We start from the raw sequence: 14611 nt of genomic DNA on the forward strand, positions 1-14611 counted from the left end.
AACCTACTTATCTTAATAGTTAATGTTTTTCCCATTTACGCTATTAGCTTCTTGAACATATAAAAATACCGCTTGGTTATTAATATATCCAAGCGGTATTAACAATAACTTCCTAGTAGATATTTCATCCAGTAAAATTCAAGATGTTGAATTTAATGGCTTTTTAACTATCCTACTGATGTACTTGCTGAGACTTTAGAATTTTTTATCATTCATAAATTCACTAATAAGCTCAGATACTTTATCTGGATACTCATCAACAACCCAATGTGCGGCTTTATCTATCCAAACCAATGATGAATTTGGAATTGCTTCTTCTAACATTGGCGCATATTTTGGCTTTTGAAATTTGTCTTCTTCACCCCATAATATGAGTGCTTCATGAGGTAAGCTTTTAAGATCGCCTGCAATAGCTTGTGTATATTCTTTATTGAGTCTGCGCATGTTACTAAATAAAGCGGCTTTTCCTTGCTCGTTGCTCCATGGTTTTAAGTATATTTCCATTAACTCTTCAGTCATTACGCTAGAATCGTATACACCTTTAGGCATGAAATCTCTTAATGTATCAACAAATTCAGCTACACTTGTCTTTTCTTCTACACCAGGTTCTAGCAAAGGTTCAAATTCTGGTATTGGCCAAGAATCAAAACATACACTATCTATTAAAACTAATCCGTTTACTTTATCAGGATGATTTACCGCCATTAATTGAGCAACACCACCACCAATATCATGTGCAGCAATATTAACTTTAGAAATACCGAGTTCTTCCATAAACTTACACATTATTCTACATTGCGCATTTATAGATACATCGGTGTTAATTGGCATATCTGATTCACCAAAGTTTAGTAAATCAGGCGCTATTACTCGATGTTCTGATGCGAGTTTGGGCATCACATTTCGCCATAAAAATTTGTTGGTTGGTATGCCATGTATTAATAATAAAGGTGTGCCTTGTCCCATTTCTTGATAAGCAATTTGATGACCTTCTACTGTAACGTACTGTGTTTTGCTCATAATTTTGCCTCGTTAACTTTAAAAATTATAATGTTTAATAAACTATAAAATTAGAATATAACCTTATAAAGCAAATTCCATCCCAAGATGAGTACCTATTAGTTATTAAAAAATATTAATGTTTTAAAAGTTAAACCCTTGTGATACGTGGGCTCTAGACTAAATAAATTTACTAACTTTATAATATTACAGCGTTTAATAATTGAGATTATTAAACCGCTTTAAAAAGTGTGAAACGATGACTCGTATACATGCAACAATTACAAAAGCGTAGTTTGTAATAATTTGAAGTAATTATTCTTATTAAAGGATTTTTACAAATTTAAATAAATTAAAGGTTCATATACACAAAAGTACTAAATAAATATTAGTGCTTTAAAAAATTATAATTTGATTTTTTAATAAGCTATAAATAAAAATAGTTAACCGCCCTACTGTTTCTATTTATCATTCCAAGAAAGTTCTAATATTTTCAATTAATACGCTTTGCTTAACTGGCTTTAACAAAAGACCATTAAACCCAAGCTTCACGTACTTATTATCACTATTTTCGTTTTCACTAAATGTATGAGCTATAATTTTTGTTGCTGATGCGTCAGCATGCTTCCTGATTTTTAGCATTGCATCAGTGCCTGTAAATTGCGGCATTACTATATCCATTAAAATAATATCGTAAATATTTTGAGAAACCATCAATAGCGCCTCTATAGCACTTGATGCGAAATCTATTAAAATATTTTCTTCATTAAGCATTTTTCTTATTACTATTTCTATTAGTAAGTCATCATCCACTAAAAGTAGTCGTTTAGTTTTATTTATTGGCGTTACTTTAAACTCGATAACTTCTGCCATATTTTCATTAATGTTTTTCATTTATTACCCCAGCGGCTTATTTTTTAAAATACGTGTTATTTGGTTTATTAAAACACCTTGTTTCACTGGCTTTAATAACATGTCATCAAAGCCCTGATTTACATATTTAGATTCTGTATCGGGTGTCGATGTATGCGCAATTATTTTAGTTTTAGAATTATCACTGTGTTTTTTAATTTTTAACATAGCGTCAGTTCCCGACAATTCTGGCATTACTATATCCATTAGAATAATGTCGTAACTATTTTGCGAAACCATCAACATAGCCTCTATCGCACTGCATGCGTAATCTATTATGATATTCTGATCTTTTAGCATTGCCCTAATCACAATTTCTACAAGTGGATCGTCATCAACAAGTAGTAGCGTGTTTTGGTGATTTTTAGTCACTAAACTCGCTTTTACTAAATCAGTATTTAATGAGCTACTTGGTACTTTTTGCACATTGTCTTTATCTTGCTTCGTTACTTTGTTTACCAGCATAGAAAGCGTTATCGTTGATTTATTCGCGTTACTACTTGCAGTTATCGCTTTACCACCTAACATTTTAAATATTGAGATAAAAAACTTTAACTCTAATGACACGTCTTTATCATCTATAAAGCGTGCTATATCATCACCCGATATACTTTTAAGCTCAGTTATAAAGTAACTACTGTCGATTAAATTGCTTAATGAAAAGTCTAGGTGTAAGTAATTACGATTACTTTCATTTTTAATCTGAGCGTTAATAGATAGCGTTGTATTATTTGATGAATCCAAAACCTCTGTCACTAACTGAATAACCAATTGAGAAATTAACTTTTCATCGCTTACTACGGTTAACTCAGGCGTAATATTATTTTTAAGAATTATTTTTTTGTTTTCAGCTTCTTTAGTTAAAATCGAAATATTATTATTGATCATATGATTCAGGTTAACGTTTTTGGCCTGTAGTTTTAACTTATCTATTTCCGATTTATTTATATTTACGAGTTGTTGAATTACACTTTCGAGCTGATCGCATGCATCAGAAATATTCCCCACATTGTTTTTAAATTCGTTAAAGCTTATTGGATCTTTAGATATTTCAACTAATGACTTTAAAGATGATAAAGGCGTTTTTAACTGACGGCTAAGCCTTGTAACAAATTTTTCTTTTAATTGATTTGTCTGTTTTGATTTTTCAAGAACATCAGCGAGTAAACATTCTTTTTGATGTGCCTCTGTATCATCTCTAAAGTAGCAAACGAAACCATTAAAATCTGTATGTCTTTGTAATACAGTTATCCACTTCCCGTCGGTAAAACCTATATCTATTAATTGGTTACGATCATCATCAAGCTTATGATGTTCATGGTAGTGATTTATAATATTATTCTGCTGCGCAATACTTATTAGCTGGCTATACGATAGCTGACTGTTTTGTTTATTCACTTGTGAAAATAAAAGGTTAAATGCATTGTTGGTAATCACAGGAAATTCGTGGCTATTAAAAATAGCAAACCCATGCGGCAGTGCATCAAGAGAACTTGAAAAAAGCTCTTCTCTATTGAGTATTAACTGATTTTTTTGTTTTATTTCGTTGTGTAAACGTCTTGGCAAACGTAAAAAATAATACACAAACGCAAATACACAAAAAGAGATTAACCCCAATCTAATTAGGCTATATTTAGTTATTTGTGGTCGTACTATTTTATTCATAGGTTGGACATGCAAGCGCCATGTAGGTGGAAAACGACTACTTAAAGCGCTAATACTATTTTTAATTATACTCGGGTTAACTTCCCCTTGTTTTCCTAAAGTAAACTGTGGTGTTGCTATAAAAACGTTATAATTTTCAGTATTTAATTTTCCGATAACGGCTTTTAAAAACTTACTTAAATCAAAAGCAGTAAGTGTATAAATAGAGCCTTGTTTTATTTTTATTTTTATTTCAGAAATTAAGAAGGCTGTATCTGCAACCGTAAATACTTCTACTGCTTGTTTGTTCGCTCTTTTATTAAATTTTTCTAACCAGTTTGTAAACCCATACGCGGCTAAATCAAAATTATTTTTTGACCATAGTGCAAGCTGGTTATACTCAGAATCAAAAACAACATACCCTTTGTAGGTTAAGCTTTGTGAAACTTGGCTCTGCACTAAATCATTAAGCTGTTCTTTTGTATAGTTATTTTGACTTTGTAAAAAACCTGCAATAACTAAATCTTTTTGCGATATATACAATCCTTGATTATCAAATCGCTCTAATGCATTAAATAATGTTTTACGTAATTGCTGGATTTGTTGATTATAATTATTTTGTAACTCTTTTTTTTCTACTGTATAAAGCAGTAATGCAGTGAATGAGCATAATACTAATGCAATTAAAAAAGCGACAGGCGCTAAACTAAATACATGAATATACTTTTCTCCATTATTTTTTTTTGAAGGCTTAGTATTTTGATTACTTATTGAATCTGAATTTTTATTTAACTGAGTCTGTAATAATTGAGAAAATGAAATAAACTGATCTTTTTGTGAACCTATTAATGTTTTAGGTGCTAAATCGGCCATCAGCATTACGCCGATTATTTTATTAGTGGCACTATAAATTGGATATTGTGCATAAAAACGAATTAATTTTTGAGTGTTGTTTGATACATCGTCAAAAAAGGTATCTTCAAACAAATATAGTTTTTCTTGTGTGCAGCGTTGCTGATAGCTTAGTAACTCATTTTCAACGTTTTCTTTATCGTTGCAAGTTATTAACTGCTCAGAATAAATGTCTCTAAAATCTATAAATTTAACAATTGGAACATCATAAAACTGTTTTAGTAGTGTTAGCGTTTCTTTAATTTCTGTTGATATTTCATCAGTATTTGCATCTACTAAATTATCAGGTGAGGTAAATATATTTGAGGCGTTCATTGACGTTCTCCTTCCCCTTTGGGGGGAGTATGTATCCACGTTGTACTGTTTTGACCGCTGTGTACTGGCAGTAAAACTTTAAATGGTGGCGTTAAGCTACTAAGCGCAGGTTCACCGGTGGTGATATTAATTACTTGTTCTGCATTAACTAAATTCAGTGATGTTTTACAGTATGTAACGCCTGGCTCAATCCCTATTAAGCTTAGTGTTTCGCTTATAATCAGGTTGTTGACTAAGTCGATTCCGACCAGCTCAAACGTTGTTTTTAAAACAGTAAAAACAAGCGTTTCTACAATGTTTTCATCTTCTTCTAAGCGTGTACCTTCTGGACAGCATATTGTGCCAAGCTCTATATCAACATTTGTGCCTATACCAACTAATGACAGCGCATTAAGGGCTGTATTTAAAAGTGGTTCTACTTGGGGTAAATATAAATCAAGTATGTCACCTTGCGATTCGTATCCTGCTTGGCATGTATCACACGATTGCGATAAACCTTGGTCGCTTGTACCTAAAAGTGGATTACCTAAAGCTGTTACCCCAACTAAACAACTGCTATCGGCCGGTTGTTTATCTATTTCAAAGCTTTCACAAGGTGAACCTGTTACTACTTTTTGCGATACATAACGAGATAGAATTTGTTCACTATTAGCAGGGCATTGTTGTGGCGTACTTCTTAATAACTGACCAATAACGGTATTACCTAACTGCCCTATTGCGTAATTTGGACCTTGCTGCAGCGCATTTATATAACTTACATTACCGGTATTATTTAACTTGCTCACACCTTGGCTGTCGCTTGCTTCGTCGCTTAAGCCTTTTAAACATGGGTTACCTTGGCAGTTTGGTGCATCGTAATAAACAGCTTCTCGCGAGGTAAACCTATCATCTCGTATGCCTATTAATGCCCTGTACGTGTTGTTTGCTCCACGGTCTGTATAAAAAATGAGTGGTGCTTGGTGTTCATCAAAACTTACTGCAATACCGAGTGGTCTATTATTAGCGTCTACTACAGTAATTTGATTATCTACCTTAGTTTGATGGCGCTTAATAAGGGCATCCCTTACTAAAATAACCCCGCCAATTGAGCCAATAATTAAAATTGTTATAATTAATATAAGCTCAATAGTAAGTATGTACCCTCGTTGATAATGCTTTTTCATATCAGGCTCCTATAACACTTCTACAAGCATTTTAAGTACGTTCATTACTTGTAATGCTGCGGGAAAAAACACCAATACCAAAAACATCGGAAAACAAATTAAGATAATGGGAAAGGTTGTGTGCATCGCTTTTTTGTTTACCTTTTTAGCGAGTAAAATGTTCTTTTTTAGAGCTAGGCCTTCAAGTTGAGCCTCTACTGCTTGGATAAGTGGGGTACCAAGTTTTGACCCTATTAACATTAAGTTGGCGAGCTTCTTGATGCCCATGACACCCGTTCTTTCGAAAAGTGAATTAAATGCAAATTCGCGATCTTTTCCTGCGCTTAGTTCGAATAAAAATAACTTTAGCTCTTTGTATAATGGGTGTTTTTGACTTAGCCCATGATCAACCGCCAGTGCAAATGAACGTTCTAACGAAAACCCGGCGCGCATGTAAACCAGTAACACCCGTAAAAAAAACTCTAAGCTGTTATTTATAGTGGTTTGACGTTGATTTTTACGTAATAAAAACCAGCATTCGGGTGCAAAAAAACACATAAAACACAGTAATAATTTAATCGATTGGCTCAGCTCATACCCTGTTAGCTCTATAACCGTAAATGCACTAAAAGTAGCAGCCACTTTAAAGCAGTACAGGCTTATTAATATTTTATTAATTTGAATCCCTGCTTGTCTTAGTTGACGTTTAGAGATGATAATTAGCGGATACCAGTTAATGTTTTTAGTATCGGGTTTATCTAATTCGACTTTAAGCGATTGCCTATGAATATGGATAAATGAGCCCATACTTACTAAAAGCCCGATAAGTAAAAGTATATCAATCATAATGTTACCCTTAAGCTAAGGCGTAGCCATAAAAAGCCAAATAGCTGACAAAGAAGCGCAACCGTTATAAATGCAATCCCATTAGGATCGTTTAATAATGGTTCAAACCAGGTTGGATCGGTATAGCTAAATAAAGGAATTAGTGCGTAAGGTAAAAAACCACTAAATACAGCAGCGTATTTAGTACCCGAAAGCTTAGCTTTTAACTGTTGGCGGTCGAGAGTTCTTAGCGACATCATGTTACATACGCTTTTTAGCATGTCAGTTAAATCGCACTGGCTTTGTATATGTGTAATGATGCTATGAGCAAATAACCTTACGGTCTCGCAGTTGTATCTTTCAATTAATGGAGCAAACGATGTTTCTGCATCACTACCCATGCTCATGCGTTGTATTAGTAAGGTGCTTTGTTTTTTTATATATGGGTCTGCATGTTCATCAGCAAACTGCATTGATTGCTGTAGCGATAGCCCTGTGCTTAAACACGATTGTACGGTTTCAATAAATTCTAAAAAGTGATGCTCAAATTTTGCTAATTTATAATGAGCCAAGTCAATCACAGTTATAAAACAGGTTACAAAAACCACGATTGAAATAATAAACGCGCTGGTTGATGCCTCTGGGTAATATAATTTAGCTAAAAACCAGGAGCTACTAGAGAGCGAGCACGCCATGCTTATAAACCAGGCGTTACTAATATTTAAACCAAGCACTCGTAGTGACAGAGTAAGGACATCTTTTTCTTCTAAAATATCTGCTTTTTTAGTGCTTTGGTTGCTTTTATTATTCACATACAAAGAAGCCAATACACTCGCAGCCAGTACAAAAGTTATAACCGCCGCAATAGCTAATAAATAATCAAGTTTAGTCATTGTTAGCCTCCGGGTTATTGTGCAGTAATGCTTTCAATTCTTGTGCATTTGCGCCTTGGCCTTTCATAAACTCAATAACACTTGAGTTATCTATTAAATCACTTTGTACTGGTTCTGCTTCGTTAATACTATAAAGCGGGCTAAATTGTGCCCCGCCATTAACACGCTTAATTTCACCAATACTTTTTAGAGTGCGGATGCCATTAGTTGAGCGAGAAACATGAACTATGAGCTGAATACTCGACGCGATTAGCGAACTTGTATGGGTATCGCTCAGTTGTGCATTGTGTAACTGCACTAAGGTAGATAAACGAATAACGGCATCATTTGCACTGTTAGCATGTATGGTCGTCATCGAACCTTGGTGGCCACAGTTCATTGCTTGGAGCATATCGATTACTTCGCCAGAGCGTACCTCACCTACAAGTATTCTATCTGCGCGCATTCTAAGGGCTGCTTTTACTAAATCTCTTAGGCTTACTGCACCTTTACCATCGCTGTTAGTGTCGTGGGCTTCCAATTGCACAACATGGTTGTGATGCAAATTAAGCTCAGCGCTTTCTTCAATGGTTACAACACGTTCGTTTGGATTAATTGAGTTGGCAAGTACGTTTAATAATGACGTTTTACCAGCCCCCGCATTGCCACACACTAAAATATTAACGCCTGTTTTAACGGCATTTTTTAAAAATAATAAGATGTTTTTATCTAAAAAATGGTTATTAACTAAAAAGTCATCGTTTATTTTTTTATGATTAAACTTACGAATAGACACAATTGCGGCGCCGGTACACGCAGGCGGTACAATAATATGAACACGGCTACCATCTTTTAATTTGCCATCAACAATTGGCATAAGCGCATTTACCTGGCGACCACAGCCATCAAGTAAGCGATCAACAAATCGGCGTAAATGGCGTTCGTCATCAAACTTACTGGCTGTGCAAAGTAGTTTGCCTTGCTTATCAATCCAAATATCTTGCGTGTCGTTTATTAAAATATCACTTACCTGATCGTCCAGCATAAACTGTGCAATAGGACCCAGACCCTGAATTTCATCAAATACAGCCTGAACAACCTGCTCTTTTTGATGCTGATTAAATGAAGATTGATTGAATTGTGGGATTTCACTGCACAATGCAGAGATTTTTTCGAGAACATTACTTGATAAAAGCGCGGTTGGTTCTTGTTCGTACTCTTCGATAACGGCATCATGCAATAGCTTTTTAAGCTCTTCAAAGGTACTTAAACTGGTTTGAACTTCTTCATGTTTGCTTGATAAATTAAACATAAAAACTCACTTAGCTACATATACAGCTTCATTTTTAACGCCTTTAACCACTTCGATTGTGCGACTGGTTTGTAAGCGTGAAAAGTTTTGCAAACGACCTTGTTCAATGTCATAAGCGCTATGCACAATAATTGAAACTTTGTCAGCGTTATCTATACCCGCCAACGAATAAACATCTTTTGGAAGTACCGCGAGTACTAATGAAACACCGCCCGCAGCAGAATTAGACTCTTTAGCTAAATTATCCATTACGCCACTTTTAGAGGCTTGCGAGTTAGGACCTTTTGAAACACCAATAAGCTGTACATCACGGGCAACGGTTCTTACTAAGCGATTAGTTTTAGCGACTATGTCGAGTCGGTCACCTTTGTGTATGCGCGAAAGCGGAATATCCAAGGTGTTTAGTTTTAAAGTATATAAAACACGCCCTGCCGGTATGGCTTCTGATAAGTTTTGGCTTTTTGCTCTGATAAAATCGGTGTCAAACAAGGGTTGTTCAACCATTTTATTAGTAGCTAATTTTTGACCGATTAATGCACGCGGATTTTGAACGCTCAGTGCAATATTTGAATAGTTACTTGGATCTATACTTTTTTGCTCTACATCGTGAACGGTTACAGTTTGGCCGGCCGACATATTTTTATTTACTACCCAGGCTGTTACGTTATTTTCATCGTTTACCTGTCTAATTCCCAAAGCTGAAGCTAACATGCCAGAGGTGATGAGTAATGTGAGAGCCGCAGTGGTTGCGCCTTTGTTACTTTTACTTTTCATAATATTCCTCCGGAGTAACTTTCACTGCCACACTTTTGTGGCAGTGAGCCTTAAGCTTGGTATTCAAACCTGGTTACCTTGCGTTAGTTACCTTGTGAACCGCCTGCTGCTGTACGTGTTGCAGCATCGCCGCTTGGTGTTGCATTAACAAGTGCGGCACTTTCACTAAAGTCTGATGCAACAAAAGTGAATGAACTACCATCGCCTGCGTACACGTCAACTGAATCTACAAACCCAGAGCCAGACACTTCAGCTGTGCCTTCGGCGTTAATCATGCCGTCAAATACATAGCTTTGGTCAAGTGAGCCAATTGCTTCAGCTACATCTTCAAGCTCGCTGGTTACAGAGTCACGTAATGTAGATAAACCAATTACAAGTGCTGCTACCATTGATGTAGAAAGAATGATTAGCTCTGACGTTAGTACAAAACCTTTTTGCTTTTTGCCATTTAAGTTATGTTTAATAGTTTTCATAATCGTAGCCTTTAAATTAAAAGAGCTTATGCTCACTTTATATATAGCGAGGACCATGCCAATTGAAAATGGCTATTAAATACAGGTGGTTATAGTTTTTATGTGTGTGTTTTTTAGCTTTTTTTATTTTTGATTTGCAAAATGCAAATCAATATTAAAATGAGACTTGTGAGATTACGTATAAAACGTAGGATGAGCGAAAGCTTTACTCCTATTTTTAATAAATAATAAAGTGGTTTTGGCTCTTTAATAATGCCAAATTGTAGGCATAAAAAAAGGCCCTGAGGCCTTAAGAGTAGCAATTACCTAAAACGGAGAGTTTTCCGCGCCTAGCAAGTGCTTTTTGATGCGTGGGTTCTGCACGTAAAACTTGCTCATAGTAGCCACAGGCCAATAAATTATTAGCATTCGCTTCTTCAATTAACCCTTTATGGTAAAAATAGGCGGTGCTATTTAAACCAAACTTAACCGAAAGCTCTAAGTAATTTGAAGCTATAACGTAACTGCCCTGCGCATAATGTAAAGAGGCCATTTGTAGGTATGGTGAAGCATGTGTACCAAAAACATCAACGCCGTATTGAGCAATGCTTTTTGCTTTAGCTAAATTACCTTGCTCTATTGCTAACGTAACCCCTAAAGTTATTGCGTTTAACGGCGGGTTAGCTTTATTAAGCAGAGTATTTATAACTTGTTGAGACTGATTAGCACGGCCACTTTTATAAAGTACATAGGCCGATATCGATAGTATTGCCGTGTTATCAGGGTGTTCAAGCATGAGCTGATTCACCTCATGGACTAAGTTCAAACAGTTACTTGCATTAATACCTTCGCACTTTAATGGTTGGGCATTTAATTGGTATTTTTTTACTATATCACCCAACGCGTTGTAAGGATTTACTGTTGGCTTGTAATCAATATGAGCGCAACCCGATAAAGTAAGCAGTAAAATAATATAAAATATTTTCATAGCCCTTGCTCCTGTATGTAGCTAAGTACCTGGGTGTCTATATTTGCGTGTTCCCACGAACGTAATGTGTTAATTGGTTCACGCACCAGATTTGGAGTTACAACAATTATCAGCTCACGGTTGTTTTCACTTTTGCTGGTTGTTTCACTTAACTTTCCAAGCATACTATTGCCGTTGCCATCAGGTATAAAGTCGTGGCTTGCATTGTTATCAGTGCTAATTAAGCCACCAATAATAAGAGGCTGCCCATCTTTTAAACGCGTTGACGTTTGCATGCTGCGTGTATTAAATGCACTACTGTTTAAACTGCTGCCTGTGCTTTGTGCAATTTCGGCTGTTAACGTGGTATCGGGTAGTGAAATTACTGGGTTTAGATCAAGTGTTATTCTGTCTTTGTCGTCAACCATAGCGCGTACATTTAATTCAACTCCGAATGATTTAAATTCCGTACCGCTAAACACCGACCCACTACTACCTTGCTGACCGCTTGTAATGCCAGATGGGCTATAACTTGTAGGTACAGGTACTTCACCACCGACTTTAAACACGGCACTTTCGCCGGCTAAAACCGTGATTGTAGGGCGAGAAAGCGTTCGCGATATACCTTCTTGTTCAAGTAATGAAAACAACATATCAATAGCAAACTGTGAGGTAGAAAGCTGTAAGTTATTAGTTAATTGACCACCAATTAATTGCAGCGCATTTTCTATTGTTGCAGAGCCAGATTCGCGATTAGTCATACCGTCACGGCCAAACAAGCCTGCTTCTTTTTCGTATCCATTTGAGAGCACACTAATATCTGGGCGCCATTGCTTTAACCTACGTTGATTTACTTCGTATAATTGCACCGACACACGAACTTGCGGTAAATCTTCAACTTCAATGCTCGACAAAACTTTACCGCCAGCCACTGAAAGAAGCGTTGCTCTTGCAATATTAGAACTCACATTACTTAAGTTTAATCCTGATGTAGCATCGTTTATTAACCCGCCCGACTCGTTGGCAAGTACTTCAATACCAGAGCTTTTATCCTGCGTTGCGCCGCCCATTAAGTTATTAGGATCAAGAGGAGAACCCTGAGTTTGTAATGCTTGCTCTGGTTCGAATAATTTATTAATTGTATTTAATAAGCGCACTAGCTCAATTTGATTTTTTACAAAGCCCGAGAGTAAAAATACATCGTTATCGTCATTGGATAGCTCATCAACCGAGATGCGTTTGATGGTCACTTTATCTGCGCCCATTGATTTAATTACTTCGTTAATACGTTCTTCTTTAGGCTTGGGTGCTTGAGTTACTTTTATTAAATTAATAATAGCGACTTTGCTCGAGTTTTGAGAGCTACTACCACTTGAGTTGCCCAAGCCTTGTAATCGCTGTGCAAGCGAGTTAAACATTCCCTGATTGGGGTTTGATGTAATAACGGGTTGTGATGCTTGTGAGCTACTTGCATATAGGTAGTTTTTTGCAGCTTCATAAGCAGCATGACGATAATTTATAGTCGGTACTTCACCACGTAATACAACAGCATGGCGATCAGGCGCTATGGTTAGCTGCACGTCAGGATGAATATCGTTGAGGGCATTTTCAAGCACGCTGTAATCTTCGGTTACGCCAAGTAAAAATGTTTCCGAGCTTTTATCGTCGTACCACACCATCATAGATGTACGGCCCAACTTTTTTGCTAAAATTAGTAGCTCACGGCCATTAACCACGTTCACATCAAGTGTTGTTTCGTGGCCAAGTGCAATGCGAGAAATATCACGGGTAAACACAAAGCGAGTATGCGTCCATTTAACCAAGTGCGATACTTTTTGTACCCGCTCACCATTTGCATTTTCTATATAATCTAAATGACTTTCGCTGCCCATGGCGGTAAAAGATATTAGTAATAGTATAAAAATAAACTTTAACATAAGCCTTTCCCTCAATTTGCTTATTGAATAGGTAGCAAGTATGAGACCAAGGGTTTTTATTTTTATTATCAGTAGATTGAAGTTTATAAATGTGGTTTTTATTATTTTGATTCGCAAATTGCAAATCAACAAGTCATGAAGAGATTATCATAGGAATAAGAGCAGAGGGGTATGGCGCAAAGCGAGTAAAATAAGCTATGCGCTAGTTTTAGTTAATGCAAAGCGGCTGTAAACGGGATGCTTTCACAGATTTTAGCTTCAGCTATAAGCAGCTCTTCTAGGCGAACATCAACCTCTTCTTTTTCAAAGTATTCGTAAGCTAGCTCTACAAATAGGTTTTTATGTTTTTCTTCTGATTTGGCAATAGCAACATAAAAGTCTTTTTCTTTACCCTCAGGAAGTGCTTGTGCTACTAAAGAAAAACGCTCGTGGCCACGTGCTTCAATTACACCACCTACTAGTAATCGGTCCATTAAAAAACCATCACGACCGTGTCTAAATAGTGCACGTATTTGTTTTATGTACGGATCTTTTTTGTCGTCACCTAGGTTTACATCGCGCTCTAAAAGTAACTTAAGCACTTGTTTAAAGTGTATTAATTCTTCTAGTGCTAAATCGGTCATGGCTTTTACTAATTTACGTTTGTCTGGGTAATGCGAAAGCATAGACATAGCCATACCCGATGCTTTTTTTTCAGCAGCGGCATGATCTTGTAAAAAAGTATTAAAGTCAGCAAGGACAACTTCGGTCCATTCAAATGGGGTGTGGTATTTTAATTCAAACATGTTCTGTACAACTTAAATAATAATGCGGGGATTTTAACGTATTTGATTTAAAAAATCTTGTAAGGCAGTAATTTATCTATGCGCCCTTTAGCCGTAGACTCAACTTTTAACGGGTGTTTAATATCGTTCCATGCGGTGACTTTTCCGCCCATATTCATTTTTTCAAAATTAGTTTTATCACTTTCTAACCCTAAAAAATTACACAACTTTTTGTAACTATCAGGCTTTGCTATATCAATGGATAAAAAATCGTCGTCACGGTTATTAAAGTACGTTTGAGCATCATTAAAATGTGTTTCATAACAGTCTGCTAAGTAACTATCGTCGCTAATATTATCAAGCGAAAGCTCACTAAACATATTTAAATAACAGCGTTTTATATGAATATTAAAGCCCCCGTCTGCACGGGTTAAATTAGTGTGCATACGCGTTAAAAGCTGTTTTATTGAAGGTAGCCATGCACTCAGTTCGCGCTCTAAATAAATAAACTTAGAGTCTGGATAATGAATATCAAGTGCTTTAAAGTCATTAAATATGGGAGTGTCGGCAATCGCGTTAGCATTTTCAAAACAAGCATTAGTATACGCGGTATGCGCCGTTGTAATGCCGAGCTCTAAAAATGCGTGGCACACACTCGTTGTGCCGGTACGCGGTAAACCTATTATAAATATTTTGCTCATTAGCTTTTCTTTAATTAGCCACGTGTTACAGGGGCGTGTTGACCTTTGTGGATTGAAATTTGTTCAATCTAGGGGCGATTAAA

At 36.2% G+C, this 14611-nt stretch carries 13 protein-coding genes; all 13 read right to left on the bottom strand.

Translation table 11 applies throughout. The annotated features are described in order from the left end of the window. Positions 1 to 195: 195 nt before the first annotated feature. The 13 genes from WNY79_RS14760 to WNY79_RS14820 all read right to left on the bottom strand — a co-directional run bounded on the left by WNY79_RS14760 (position 196) and on the right by WNY79_RS14820 (position 14528). The gene (locus WNY79_RS14760; RefSeq protein ID WP_170070910.1) at positions 196 to 1020 is read right to left on the bottom strand and encodes an alpha/beta hydrolase; all 825 of its coding nucleotides are present in this window, start codon (positions 1018 to 1020) and stop codon (positions 196 to 198) included. 447 nt (positions 1021 to 1467) lie between these two features. Then, entirely contained in the window at positions 1468 to 1893 is a 426-nt protein-coding gene (locus WNY79_RS14765; RefSeq protein ID WP_076925984.1) for a response regulator, read from the bottom strand. A gap of 3 nt (positions 1894 to 1896) precedes the next feature. Beyond that, a complete protein-coding gene (locus WNY79_RS14770; protein WP_342876236.1) occupies positions 1897 to 4782 on the bottom strand; it encodes a hybrid sensor histidine kinase/response regulator in 2886 nt (961 codons plus the stop codon). Continuing rightward, entirely contained in the window at positions 4779 to 5945 is a 1167-nt protein-coding gene (locus WNY79_RS14775) for a hypothetical protein (protein WP_342876237.1), read from the bottom strand. The genes WNY79_RS14770 and WNY79_RS14775 overlap by 4 nt, the downstream gene beginning before the upstream one ends. 9 nt (positions 5946 to 5954) lie before the next feature. Beyond that, positions 5955 to 6770, bottom strand: coding sequence for a secretion system protein (locus WNY79_RS14780; RefSeq protein ID WP_170070906.1), 816 nt, complete (start codon positions 6768 to 6770; stop codon positions 5955 to 5957). Continuing rightward, positions 6767 to 7642 carry a type II secretion system F family protein gene (locus WNY79_RS14785; protein WP_342876238.1) on the bottom strand — a complete coding sequence of 292 codons (876 nt, stop codon included), beginning with the start codon at positions 7640 to 7642 and terminating at the stop codon, positions 6767 to 6769. Before WNY79_RS14785 ends, WNY79_RS14780 begins: the two co-directional genes overlap by 4 nt. Next, positions 7635 to 8933, bottom strand: coding sequence for an ATPase, T2SS/T4P/T4SS family (locus WNY79_RS14790; protein WP_342876239.1), 1299 nt, complete (start codon positions 8931 to 8933; stop codon positions 7635 to 7637). The genes WNY79_RS14785 and WNY79_RS14790 overlap by 8 nt, the downstream gene beginning before the upstream one ends. Positions 8934 to 8939: 6 nt before the next feature. Continuing rightward, the gene (locus WNY79_RS14795; RefSeq protein WP_342876240.1) at positions 8940 to 9707 is read right to left on the bottom strand and encodes a hypothetical protein; all 768 of its coding nucleotides are present in this window, start codon (positions 9705 to 9707) and stop codon (positions 8940 to 8942) included. A gap of 83 nt (positions 9708 to 9790) precedes the next feature. Next, a complete protein-coding gene (locus WNY79_RS14800; protein WP_076925982.1) occupies positions 9791 to 10180 on the bottom strand; it encodes a hypothetical protein in 390 nt (129 codons plus the stop codon). 289 nt (positions 10181 to 10469) lie between these two features. Further along, positions 10470 to 11147 (bottom strand): hypothetical protein, encoded by a 678-nt coding sequence (locus WNY79_RS14805; protein ID WP_342876241.1) that lies wholly within the window; start codon positions 11145 to 11147, stop codon positions 10470 to 10472. After that, on the bottom strand, positions 11144 to 13063 hold the full coding sequence (locus WNY79_RS14810) for a pilus assembly protein N-terminal domain-containing protein (protein ID WP_342876242.1): 1920 nt from the start codon (positions 13061 to 13063) through the stop codon (positions 11144 to 11146). The genes WNY79_RS14805 and WNY79_RS14810 overlap by 4 nt, the downstream gene beginning before the upstream one ends. Before the next feature lie 212 nt (positions 13064 to 13275). Beyond that, positions 13276 to 13848: a tRNA-(ms[2]io[6]A)-hydroxylase gene (locus WNY79_RS14815; RefSeq protein ID WP_007586685.1), complete on the bottom strand. Its 573-nt coding sequence runs from the start codon at positions 13846 to 13848 to the stop codon at positions 13276 to 13278. Between the two features lie 47 nt (positions 13849 to 13895). Then, positions 13896 to 14528 (bottom strand): sulfotransferase, encoded by a 633-nt coding sequence (locus tag WNY79_RS14820; protein WP_342876243.1) that lies wholly within the window; start codon positions 14526 to 14528, stop codon positions 13896 to 13898. Positions 14529 to 14611 lie beyond the last annotated feature (83 nt).

The organism is Pseudoalteromonas sp. AS84, assembly GCF_038900255.1.
GTDB lineage: Bacteria > Pseudomonadota > Gammaproteobacteria > Enterobacterales > Alteromonadaceae > Pseudoalteromonas.

Coding starts and splice junctions, on each gene's coding strand:
- WNY79_RS14760 (WP_170070910.1), bottom strand. CDS start 1,020: ATGAGCAAAACACAGTACGTTACAGTAGAAGGTCATCAAATTGCTTAT.
- WNY79_RS14765 (WP_076925984.1), bottom strand. CDS start 1,893: ATGAAAAACATTAATGAAAATATGGCAGAAGTTATCGAGTTTAAAGTA.
- WNY79_RS14770 (WP_342876236.1), bottom strand. CDS start 4,782: ATGAACGCCTCAAATATATTTACCTCACCTGATAATTTAGTAGATGCA.
- WNY79_RS14775 (WP_342876237.1), bottom strand. CDS start 5,945: ATGAAAAAGCATTATCAACGAGGGTACATACTTACTATTGAGCTTATA.
- WNY79_RS14780 (WP_170070906.1), bottom strand. CDS start 6,770: ATGATTGATATACTTTTACTTATCGGGCTTTTAGTAAGTATGGGCTCA.
- WNY79_RS14785 (WP_342876238.1), bottom strand. CDS start 7,642: ATGACTAAACTTGATTATTTATTAGCTATTGCGGCGGTTATAACTTTT.
- WNY79_RS14790 (WP_342876239.1), bottom strand. CDS start 8,933: ATGTTTAATTTATCAAGCAAACATGAAGAAGTTCAAACCAGTTTAAGT.
- WNY79_RS14795 (WP_342876240.1), bottom strand. CDS start 9,707: ATGAAAAGTAAAAGTAACAAAGGCGCAACCACTGCGGCTCTCACATTA.
- WNY79_RS14800 (WP_076925982.1), bottom strand. CDS start 10,180: ATGAAAACTATTAAACATAACTTAAATGGCAAAAAGCAAAAAGGTTTT.
- WNY79_RS14805 (WP_342876241.1), bottom strand. CDS start 11,147: ATGAAAATATTTTATATTATTTTACTGCTTACTTTATCGGGTTGCGCT.
- WNY79_RS14810 (WP_342876242.1), bottom strand. CDS start 13,063: ATGTTAAAGTTTATTTTTATACTATTACTAATATCTTTTACCGCCATG.
- WNY79_RS14815 (WP_007586685.1), bottom strand. CDS start 13,848: ATGTTTGAATTAAAATACCACACCCCATTTGAATGGACCGAAGTTGTC.
- WNY79_RS14820 (WP_342876243.1), bottom strand. CDS start 14,528: ATGAGCAAAATATTTATAATAGGTTTACCGCGTACCGGCACAACGAGT.